The sequence below is a fragment of the Olivibacter domesticus genome (assembly GCF_900109575.1).
Taxonomy (GTDB): domain Bacteria; phylum Bacteroidota; class Bacteroidia; order Sphingobacteriales; family Sphingobacteriaceae; genus Olivibacter; species Olivibacter domesticus.
On the sequence record NZ_FOAF01000011.1, the window covers coordinates 157650 to 169487 of the forward strand.

General features: G+C 40.8%; 6 protein-coding genes. All 6 read right to left on the bottom strand.

Translation table 11 applies throughout. From position 1 onward, the window contains the following. Window positions 1-9: 9 nt before the first annotated feature. Window positions 10-1551 (bottom strand): RagB/SusD family nutrient uptake outer membrane protein, encoded by a 1542-nt coding sequence (locus BMY50_RS24940; RefSeq protein ID WP_093331185.1) that lies wholly within the window; start codon window positions 1549-1551, stop codon window positions 10-12. Between the two features lie 13 nt (window positions 1552-1564). Next, window positions 1565-4636 carry a SusC/RagA family TonB-linked outer membrane protein gene (locus tag BMY50_RS24945; protein ID WP_093331189.1) on the bottom strand — a complete coding sequence of 1024 codons (3072 nt, stop codon included), beginning with the start codon at window positions 4634-4636 and terminating at the stop codon, window positions 1565-1567. A gap of 188 nt (window positions 4637-4824) precedes the next feature. Continuing rightward, entirely contained in the window at window positions 4825-7203 is a 2379-nt protein-coding gene (locus tag BMY50_RS24950) for an alpha-L-rhamnosidase-related protein (RefSeq protein WP_093331195.1), read from the bottom strand. A gap of 159 nt (window positions 7204-7362) precedes the next feature. Further along, a complete protein-coding gene (locus BMY50_RS24955) occupies window positions 7363-10020 on the bottom strand; it encodes a glycosyl hydrolase (RefSeq protein ID WP_238383884.1) in 2658 nt (885 codons plus the stop codon). A 110-nt stretch (window positions 10021-10130) separates the two neighbouring features. Then, window positions 10131-10442 carry an L-rhamnose mutarotase gene (gene rhaM / locus BMY50_RS24960; RefSeq protein WP_093331213.1) on the bottom strand — a complete coding sequence of 104 codons (312 nt, stop codon included), beginning with the start codon at window positions 10440-10442 and terminating at the stop codon, window positions 10131-10133. An 88-nt stretch (window positions 10443-10530) separates the two neighbouring features. Beyond that, window positions 10531-11682 (bottom strand): glycoside hydrolase family 88/105 protein, encoded by a 1152-nt coding sequence (locus tag BMY50_RS24965; protein ID WP_093331217.1) that lies wholly within the window; start codon window positions 11680-11682, stop codon window positions 10531-10533. Between the last annotated feature and the right edge of the window lie 156 nt (window positions 11683-11838).

The window sequence follows — 11838 nt, forward strand, 5'->3', positions numbered from 1 at the left end:
TAACCGCAATCAATTATACCCCGGATTTTGTGTTAACTGATTATTTAATTGCATCTCTAAATAAGGGATAGGAAAGATCAGCCTATTTTCATTCACCGTATAAGCGTTCCTTGCAATAACGTTATATTGCTGTTTCATCGCCACGCCGTGCGCATTCATTATTTCAATCGCTTTACCCGTTCGTACCAAATCATGCCACCGATGGTTTTCATATGCCAACTCTATCCTTCTTTCATGATCAATGGCTGTGGCAAGCTCTTCCTTTCCTGAAGCAGTAACCGGTTGTAAGCTCGCTCCAGCCCTTTTTCTTACCTGATTGATATATTCCAATGCCTCCCCTGCATTTCCATTTTCATTGAGACACTCCGCCAACATCAGCAGCGCATCGGAATACCTGTAAACTGGCCAGTTATCATCTGTATTACGCTCTCTACTATGTGTATGTAGATATTTTTTCACAAAAGGTTTTGCTACTTTCCCTGCGGGAAGGGTGTAGCCTTCACTGCTTTTAACTGCCTGAATAATAAAATTACCGTCTCCGCCAACAACCCCTTCTGCGATACCAACCGATGCATCTTTCCGTGAATCTCCCGACTCATAACTGTTCATCATATCGTCGGTTGGGACATTCCACCCTCCATAATTTAGGGTATTCGACGTAACACCTGTAATAAGTTCCACATTGGTAGATTTAGGTATAAACCAATACGTGAACATACTTTGCTGTCCTTGATCGCCCATCATAAATTGTATTTCAAAAATAGATTCTCTACTATTTTTGTTGCTGGGTAAGAATACGTCTGCATAGTTAGGCAGCAATGAATAACCCATCGTACTAACCGACCTTAGCAAAGGTTCTGCGGAAGCAAAGTCTTTCCTCGTCATATACACCTCGGCTAAAAGTGTGGATGCAGATCCTTTGTTGGCTCTGCCATTTTGAGGAAAGGCAGGAGCTGGCAATTTAGCTATCGCATCCTGTGCGTCGCTGATAATGGTATTGTATACCTCATCAACAGTCGCCCGCGGTAAAAATGCATCTGCTTCTTTTAGTACTTCTTTTAAATAAAGTGGTACTCCTCCAAAATAACGTACCAAATTAAAATAATAATAAGCCCTTAGGAATTTGGCCTCTCCGATAATTGGATCTTTAGCCGCCTGATCGAAGGTTGCTTGTTCAATGCGATCTAATATGGTATTTGCACGTGCAATTCCTGCATAACAGTTATTAAAATAATCATTTGTCCATTGATTTTGAGAATCGTCCAAAAAATCATCGATGTTTTCCCGTCTAATAATATGAATTCCCCGATCGGGTGGATAATAATCATAATGTGTATTGTCTGAGCGCATTTCGCCCATTAAATAGCCGCTCTCATTAACGGTTGTTCTTAAGGTTTCATAAACGCCATTAACAGCCTGTTGAAACTGTTCTGCTGTTTCATAAAAATCATCTGCATTAGGTTCTGAGTCTGGCGTCAGACTTAAAAAGTCTTTATTGCATGATGCTAGCGTAATCAACGCTACCATTATATATATTAAATTCCGATTCATAACATTCTATATTTTAAAATCCAACATTTATTCCGAACGTAAAGGTGCGCGGCACGGGGTACGCAGTTTGATCTATGCCAAGCCTTAATGGATCTTCCGCTCTTGCACTCACCTCCGGGTTCAATCCTGGGTATTTCGTTAACATCAATGCTTCTTGAATGCTTAAATAAGCTCGGATATTCTTTAGGTACTTATTATTTTCGATAGTAAAGTTTCGACCTAATGTAACATTACGGAGCGAAACATAAGTAGAGCTATAGACCCATCTTGAATTGGTAAATCGAAACAAGGCTGTCGTACCGGCCAACGTTCTTGGAACCTCTCCATTACCAGGATTTTCTGGAGACCGCCAAACGTTTAACATTTCTTTTCTCATATTGAATACCGCATCCAGGTTTTCTGTATTTTCGTAGGTAGCATTCATGGTTTGCCCGCCCACAGATCCGGCAATTAAGAAGCTTAAGTCCCAATCTTTGTAACGAAAGTTATTTGTTAAACCAAAAATAAAGTCGGGGTTCGGGTCACCTATGAAAGTACGATCATTGTTGTCAATCACATTGTCGCCATTAAGATCTTTCATCCTTACCGTTCCAATTGCTGAAGACGAATGTTTTGGTTGGGTATCAAACTCTTCTTGCGTCATGTATACCCCATCATACACATATCCATAGAATTGGCCAATAGGGTGTCCAACAGCCGTGCGGTTAAAATCTCCTTGATCATTATAGCCGCCTATTGGCGTATCGTTCGTACCTAATTTCAGCACTTTATTTCTATTAAAGGTGATATTAAAATCGGTATTCCATACAAATTCACCTGTCAGGTTTTTAGAACTAATCCCAATTTCATGTCCCCAGAATTTAAACGTACCGATATTGGTCCACACAGAACTAAAGCCAGATGCTCTAGGCAGTTCGACAGGATAGAGCATCCCGTCTGTTTTCTTATTATAATAATCATATACAAGGCTAATACGATCGTCAAATAGGCCCAATTCAAAACCTATATCCAATTGTTTGGTGGTTTCCCATCCGAGTGCGGGATTCCCCAACGAATTAATGGATAAACCTTGCGCTAGTGAGCCGCCAATTACGTAATTTGTAGGTGACATCATGGCAATGGAACGGTAATTTCCTATATTGTTATTGCCGACCAAACCATAGCTCGCTCTTAACTTTAAAAATGATATTTTTTCACTCTCTTTTAGAAAATTTTCGTCACTGGCTACCCATCCTACGGATACTGAAGGGAATGACCCCCACCTACGATCACTTCCAAAACGAGAGGAACCGTCTCTTCTCATGGCAGCAGAGAGTAGATACCTTCCCTTAAAGCTATAATTTAAGCGACCAATAAGGGATTCGAGCGACCATGCAGCCGTATTACTTCCAGCACCAGTAACTGTCGCACCAGCGTCCAACCATGGAATTTGATCATTTGGAAAATCCGTTTTATCAATCGCACTGTTTTCTTGGCGATACTTCTGCGTCGTATAACCTGCCAGCAAATCAAATATATGATCACCTACCGATTTATTATAGCTAAAAACATTTTCATTCAGCCAGGAATAATACGTCTCCGTATTATATTGACCTGTTGCCCGTTGCGGCGGTGCCACAAATAAACCTCCCCCTGAAGTAGAAGAGACATAAAGCTGTTGCGTCTGTGCACCAAGATCAAAATCTGCTCTGGTTTTAAATTTCAAGCCTTCTAATATCTTAAATTCTCCATATACGTTCCCTAATATCCGTGTTCTTCGATAATTATCTAGCTTTTCTTTTAGTACCCGATACCAGTTCGGATTCGGAAACATACCGAAAGTATTGGTGGTAATAGGTAGTGAGCCATCTGGGTTGATGGCAGGTGAAATCGGACTGGTTATAAACGATCCATCAATCACTTGTCGCTGTCCATCTGTGTTACTCAAGGTATTATGATCTAACTGTAAAGTAGGAGCGATATTGAAGCCCAATGTTAATTTGTCATTTGGCCGAAACTCATTATTGGCTCGAAACGAATACCGTTGATAACCGGTATTTAATACCACGCCCTGTTGGTTAAAGTACCCTGCCGTGACGGCGGAACTAAATTTTTCTGTATTGGCCGTAAGCGATAATGAATAGTTTTGAATAGGAGCACCATCTCTTAATAGGATATCATACCAATCAGTACCCGCCCCATATTGCTCTGGATTTTTATAATCGTCTGGAATTTCGGCCAATCCGGTTGCAGGGTTTACCCAATCCTCGTACCGTATTTTATCCTCATAATAGTTTTTCTGCCATTGTGCAAATTCGCGCGCATTCATCACATCAGGCCTTCCTCGCTGCGGCACATACTGAACGCCTCCATAGCTCGAGAAATTCACGTTAATGCCTTCACCTTTGCCTTTTTTTGTGGTGACGAGCACAACGCCATTCGCCGCCCTTGAACCGTATAAGGAAGTCGCAGACGCATCTTTTAATACAGAGAAACTTTCAATTTCGTCGGGGTTGATATTACTGATATCGCCTGTGATCGGTTGCCCATCCACCACATATAAGGGTGTATTGCCGGCATTCATAGAAGCGGAGCCCCTAATCCGTACTGCCATCCCCTGTCCCGGTCTACCGGTTGTCTGACTAATCTGTACGCCCGGTATTCTACCCTGCAGCTTTTGAGAAAATTGCCCAACGGGTACATCCTTTAATTCCGTTGCTTCAATTTGGGAAATAGCGCCTGTTACCTCTTTTCGTTGCTGTGTTCCATAACTGATCACCACTTCATTAAGGGTCTGTGCTGATTCTGTCAGTTGCACATTGATAGTACCATTTTGAGCGATGATAGTAGTATCTCTATAGCCAATCAATTTAAAGTTTAATCTTGCTCCTTGCGTCGTTTCGAGCTGGTATTGACCTTTTGCATCCGTTTTAGTTCCCTGACGAGTCCCCTGTACTAAAACGGAAACCCCTTCCAACGGAGCAAGCTTATCGGACACAGTTCCGCTAACAACAAGTTTTTGCTGTCCGTAACCACTGATCGCCTGCAGCAGCATACATAAAAAAAGAATCTCTTTACATAGCCTTGGTTTAAAAGACTTTCTCATAAATAAAATTTTAGGTTAAAAAATGTGTTGGATTATTTAGTGACCTCTGCTAATTGGTTTTAGTAAAGTAAAAGCAAATGCCCAGAAGTGGCAACCTGTACCATCCTGTGAAATAAAAAAGCAGGCATTACTACCACCAAAAAAATGGTGATAGCAATGCCTGTACAGTATCTAAAGAAAAATTAAAATTAAATGGAAAACTTTTGTTCGCCTGCTTTTAGTGTTACCTTCTTATTATCCCAAATAAATTCACCTTGCACATCGGCAGGTAAAGTAACCCTTGCTTCAAGCCCTTTCTTGTTGGTGCGTTTTAGAAAAACCTTGATTTCCCCTTTAGGATGTGGAATAACGGCATTAACCTGTTTTAGCTCTCCCAGCGCTGGTTCAATTCTTACTTTTGCAAAGCCCGGGGCACTCGGCATAACGCCGCAAATAGTTGCTAAAAAATCATAATTAGGACTAGCACTCCAAGCATGACAATCTGATCTTGCAGGATCCGGCTTTTCGGCAAAGGTTGTAAGGCCTGTTTTTAACATGTCACGCCAAGGTGTTAAATGGTCATAATAAAGATCTGCCATCCCTGCCTTTTTCATGGCTTGCGTAAGATAAAAACGATAGTAAAAGGTGGCAGGCCCTAAACTGGAGTCATTTAGCACGCGGCCCATCGTTTTTTTATGTGCGGCAGTAGGAATCGCTTCTGTAAGGATTCCCATAATGCTCGCATGTTGACTATAAGCGTTCTTTTCCGGTGTATTGGCCATCACTCCTTTTTGTATATCAAAACATTGCTGATAAGTGCCTACAGCAAGTTCAGCGGCAAGATTTTTATAATGTTGAGCGGCTACCGACTTATGATAGTATTCAAATATTTTTGCAGCCTGCTGTAAGGTATACACATATTGAAGTGTTATTACAGAAGAGTTTCCATCCGTAGCTCCATCGGGTACACCATTCGGAAAAACATCCGTATAATCCACAAAATTCCACCATTTCATCGGTCCAAGCATTTTCTTTTCTTGGTCTATCTGCTTTTCATACCAATCTAATACACTCATCATCCCCATCAGAAACTGTTCAATAAAAGCGTCATCTTTTCGAAGCATCCAATAATCATGCACCATTGAAATCCACCACAGAGAGAAAGGGGGGATCACCTGCAACCGATTACTTGGATATCGTCCCTGGGTGAGTCCTTCTGGAACGCGCGAATGATGAAAGTCTAACAAGGCTTTTCTTACTAGGCGATCGTCTCCTGCTACATACATTGAAATCAATGCCTGTATCCTTGTATCTGCCTCGTATTGCAGTTGCTCATAATACGGACAATCATAGTAAGTTTCTCCAGCGCAGAGCCGGGCGGTGCGCCACCCTACCTTCCATATTTCTTCAAGTGAAGCATCATCACTGCTAAAATGTGCATTCTCTTTAAAAGGATAACCTGTATACATTCCGTAGAGATCCTCTATCTCTAAGGGCTCTTCGCTCGTCATGATATCCAATTGTAAATAACGATAGGTTCTAAGCCAAAGAGGTCTGAATAAACGGTGGCGGCCTCCATCTGGTTTAAAAATATCGTAATTGCCAATCAATTCTTTTCCTTCTACTACATTACGGTTTCCCTTTCGGCCATTATTATCAAAGAGTGTTTCTGCATATGATAATTTGATGGACGCCCCTTTACCTTTACTTACTAGGAGCTGCGGGTAAGCAACGGTATTATAACTTTGATCTAGTAGTATCGAGACCTTGGTATTCGCGGGAATGGTCAAGCTTTCTTTTCCATTTAAAAATGCCTGTGATACCGGTACGCCATCCGTTCGTCGTACTTCTTTTAAGCGCTGTAAGCTTTCTTCCATCTGTGGGATATTGCGCGGTACCAGTGTCCATAAATTATCAGTGCCATATCCTAAGGATGCAGGACTCGCCATTTCTGAGGAATGTGTCCAACTACTATCATCGAATTCACCCTTTTCCCAATTCCAAGGGTAAAGCGCTCCATCTACCTCATCGCCAGGACCTATTACCATGTAGGCTTTCAATCGAGCTCCATTATCTGTCGAACAAGGCTTATATGCCTTATCTGTCAAGACTTTCCAGGAATTGTTCGTATTGACTAGCTGTTCCTTTTCCGAATTTCCTTGTAATAAAAATCCAGTTTGGTTAGATATTTGTGCAACGGGGGCATACGTTCCCATATTCCACACCAGCGCTGCAATCACATTTTTTCCTGAAACCAAAAAAGGCGCAATATCAACCGTTTCAAAATACCAATTATACAGATCTCCCCTGGCAGGACCACTGCTTACTGCCTTTCCATTCACAAAAAGCCGATAGCGATTATCGGCCGTAACATTTATAATAAATTTTTCCGGTATGGCAGGAATATCAAAAGTCTTTCTAAAATGATAAACGCCATAATCACGCGGCGCAATTTCCGGACAAGTAATCCACCTAGCTGTCCAATGGTTCTGCAACAGCTCTTGGTTAACAAGCTCTTGTTGTCTAGCATCTGCGTGCCGCCAACTAAGGCACAAAAAGAACAATGCGATAGTATAAAATCGGTTCATAATCTAAATGGTTATTAATATCACGTGTAAACCTAACAGTTTCACATGGAACGCGCCATTTGGCAATTTACGATTTTAACTTATTTTATTTAGATAGGCAACCTGCAGTATCCTGTATCTTTTTGGCTATCCTATTACACTACTGCAATCGGGAAGTGGCTAGTTATACGGAATAAGGACAGCCTTGCCTGCCAGTCCAGACGGAGAAATTTTCCAATTTGCTGCGTCAAACGGGTCATAATTTATATTCACAAAATTGATTTCATGATATGCCCGCCAGGTTAATCCTTTTCTATCCATATCTCTTATACGATTTGCCATCAGATTTGCCACCTCAATTTCAATCACATTACTTCCCTTTTTCAGTAAATCTTTTACTCTAAGTCTATATGGAATACTCCAAATGATGCCTGCTTCCCGCCCGTTGATCTTTACTTTAGCGCTTTCATAAACTTGATCCAATTGCAACAAAACCTCTTTTGCATTTATCTCTGGCAATTGAAATGACAGCTTATAAATCGCGGATCCGGCAAATGACCTTGCCGCACTGTCGGTAAAGGTTGTCCAAGGCCTTAAAGAAGAAATTGTATTCGTTTTAGGCAACTGCGGCCCACCCTCTTTAAAAGAAACTTCCCAATTCCCATTAAGGGAAATATTTTTAGATGGATTATCTAAATACGTCCATAAAACTTCCTTTGGATTTTGTTCTTGAGTCGACTTAATAATCCACGATTCACCAGGGTTCAACTGTATTCTGACATACTGTTTTTCATGCTCACGTTTACTTTCCGCAACACCAACTTGTCTCGACAAAGGGTCCATTATATAATAGTTGCGCGCAGGATGAAGCAATTGAATATACTTATCAACTGCTTTCGCCGTATGGTTTACAATATAATAATAGCTGTCGGGTCCACTCTTTCTTCTAATAAACTTCAAGCCCTCGTCTACCAAGGGTTCTCCATAAACATTTTCTGCCTGCAAGCCTCCTAAAAAATTATCCTGAATGATGATTTTACCTTTTTTTATAGACCTACCTGTGGCTATATTTTTCACCTCCGATAATAGGCGACTAAATTCCTTTCTTCTATTTTCCAGCGCATGAAGTCCGGGAACATCTGTCGGAAGCGATTGAAAAACAACTGTCCCACCCTCCTGTGCTAATCGGATAAGCTCCTTTAAGGTTGTTACCGGCATCTTCTCCGTCTTAGGGACTAACAAAACTTTATATGAAAGCGCATTATTCCCTGTTTTCCATTCCCCTCCCTCATAACGTATGTTTTGTAAGAGATGGTCAGAGATAAAATCGAAAGAGTAGCCCTCCTCTTCTAATTTAACCGCACTTTTATAAAAGGCTGTTGGGTGTAACCACTTATCAATATCATGCACTTTTAAAGGCATATCTTTTCCTTTAGGATTTCCCCAGGCATCGTATACCGGCCAATAAATCAACAACTCATTATCAGCATTTCCATTTTGTAAAACCGACTGAACATTTGTTATATACGTATTCAATCCCGACAAATGAGGCCATAAACTATTAGCAGGCACAAAGTTTACCGAAGCGTAAAACAACCACCCTGGCCACTTAACCTCCGTGGGAGAATAAGTAGTTCCATGATAAAACACATGATTTATACCCGCTAAAAAAGCCTGCTCTACCTCTGGCTTACACTGCGCCCAAGACGTTTTAAAATGCTCCGTTAACCAGGTAAAGGTTTCACTCGACACTAAGTTCTTACCGCTTACATGTGCCGCTGAGGAAGCGAATTTTAACATGATGGGATCCGGATCAACATTCCGTATATCGGCGCTATCTCTACGCAATCCCGGAATAGGAAAATAACTCGAACCAAATGTCTCTGCTTCCGGAATATCTACGGCTGCATAAAGATCTAATAGATTTCCAGGCGAACCATGTGCTTGATTTTTAGTAATGCCATGGTGCCGATGCGCCCAGGCAGTCCAGGGTTTAGTGAAATTCTCCAGCAACATATCTGCAAGTGTTTCCCGGTAGTCAGACTTAACTCTTGAGACAAGATCCGTACTATCATTACTTAAAAACGCACGGATATATAAACGTAGGTCATACCCTCTTTTTTGTTTAAAAACTTCAAATAGCGCCGGAGTCCAATCGGCTCCATACACCTCGTAACTATCATTGTAAAATGCACGTACACCTAATGTCTGCGTATCGAAAGCTTGATCATAAGGTTTAAGATATTGATTAAGAGCCGAAGCAGAAAAATGGTCTAACGTAAAGCCATCCCCACCGGGTGCTGCTCGTTTAACTTTTTGTTTCGTTTTACCTAAAAAGGTAGCATAAAGATCCCAATGCTCGTCGCTAGATTCCCAATGCAACTTTCCTTCCTGATCCACTTTATCGGTTATCAATAATACTTTGCCATCCGTCCCATAAGCAGTTAATGAAAGTAAAGGGGCATCAGGTTGTTTTTCATCCGGCGATTTTATTTTTTCGATGAATGGCTTCCCTTTATCAACTTGATAATGTTTGACGATTAATTTAGTTGCGGCATGCTCTTTATCCACCTGAGGTCCGCCAAAGGGCCAACCCGTGCCATTGGTTAGGTCTACTCCCATGTTTAAACTATCTGCCTGTTTAACCGTATAACGCAATTTATCCATCCAAGAAGTAGAAAGGTGTTGAAGGTAATGATCTTCATAGCCCTTTGCACCATATATTGGTGCAATTTCTACTCCTCCAATTCCCACTTGCTGGTACTTCTTTAGTAATACAGCTATATTTTTTTCATCTACTGCATTTCCCATCCACCACCATCGTGTCCAGGGTTTCATTTCTTTATTTATTGTAGGCCAGAGATTTGACTGCGCATTGGTCTTTTGGGGGCTGATGTTCATTAAACAGAGCAGACAAAAGCCTATGAAACGCGGATAATACATCATAACTAATCTAAATGAAAAACCGTTTTTAACGGTGTACTAACAGGCGAATTATCTGCGTTCGTCTCCATAATATCAGCCATATAAGCCCACCATTTTTTTACAATTGGATAGTCACCCAAATCTTGCGAAGAACTATCACCTTGTTGTTGTACAGCAAATAAGGTATTCGTTTCTTCATCTAAAAAGATTGTGTAATCTGCAACACCATGCTCTTTGAGTAATGCCTTTACTTCAGGCCACAAGGCATTATGTCGTCTTTTATACTCTTCCTGAAAGCCAGGCATTAATTTCATTTTGAATGCTATTTTTGACATTACTGGTTATTCGTTGTTGGTTATTTGTTACTCGTTGTTGCTTATGTGTAATGACGATTCTAAGGGCAATACTACTTAACTATTCAACTTATTGACTAATTAGCCTATACACTTCCGTTCCGGCTAATAAAAAACACCCTAAACCATAATCTTCAAAATCCGGTTTACTCGTATACGTAACAGGTTGTCCGTCTTTTGGCTCTTTCCCTGTTCCTTGCAAATAACCTAAGAAACCATTTTCATGCAATGATTCTTTACTCAACGCATTCCAAGCCTTCTGTACAATCGGCATATATGCTTTCTTCTCTACTAGTCCTTTATTCATGGCCCAAGCCATACCATAGGTGAAAAGCGCTGTACCACTTGCTTCTTTTCCACCGAAATTTGTCGGATCATGAAGGCTCGCGTTCCAGAAACCGTCTTTTCTTTGAAGAGGAGCTAAAGCACCCAGCATATCTTTCAAATCTTGCAAGTATTCTTGGTAATGCGGATCTGAAGCAGGTAGCTCGTCCAGTACCCTCACGAGCGCTGCCACTACCCAACCGTTACCGCGCGACCAATAACAATCTTCTCCGTTCGGTTCTTTATAGGGCGGAACAAAATCTTTATCACGCCACCATAATTTATCTTGCCGGTTATATAGGCCCTTCCCTCCTTGTTGATTTTTTGTATGGCTGTAAAGGGCATACATTTTATCAAAATATTTTGTATCGTTAGAAGTGACTCCCAGTTTAACAAATATAGGCATGGACATCTGTATCGCATCGATCCAATTCCAATCGTCCACCTTATCGCTATTCACCATTGCATCGATATTTTCCTTGATAGCTTTTAGTTGAATTGGATTTTTATCTAATCGATAAAGATCAATATACGTTTGTCCGCAGCATTGATTATCGGCGTTGCGCGTGAATAAATCACGTGCCGGAGCCCATTGATGCTTTTCTCCCCATTGCGTTGCATAGTCGTGATAGCGTTTATCTTTATCTATGGTATATAATGCCATTAAGCCTTCGTAATATACTGCACGTGTCCAGATATTCGCTGGACGTTCTTTATTGGTAATAATGGTTTTGCCCGCGTCGGGCCATTTTTCCATAAAGTAATTATTGGCTAATCTTAATTGTTCGAGAAGCTGACCTTTCTTTGGTAATTTTTGACCGTAAACGGAGACCACCATTATACTAAGACAGCTAAACGCAACTAGTTTAAAAAGGCTCCTATAGACTGATTTATTCATAATTATTGTTATTGAATATGAGTATTGAATATTATACTTAACTATACTTCTCTTTAATTCGTTTACCTTTTTTTCTCATCAATTGTATGTTTTAATTGCATTCGAGCTTTTCCATTTCATGGAAAGGTCCGCAAAAAGGTAACCAAAAGCTCTGGC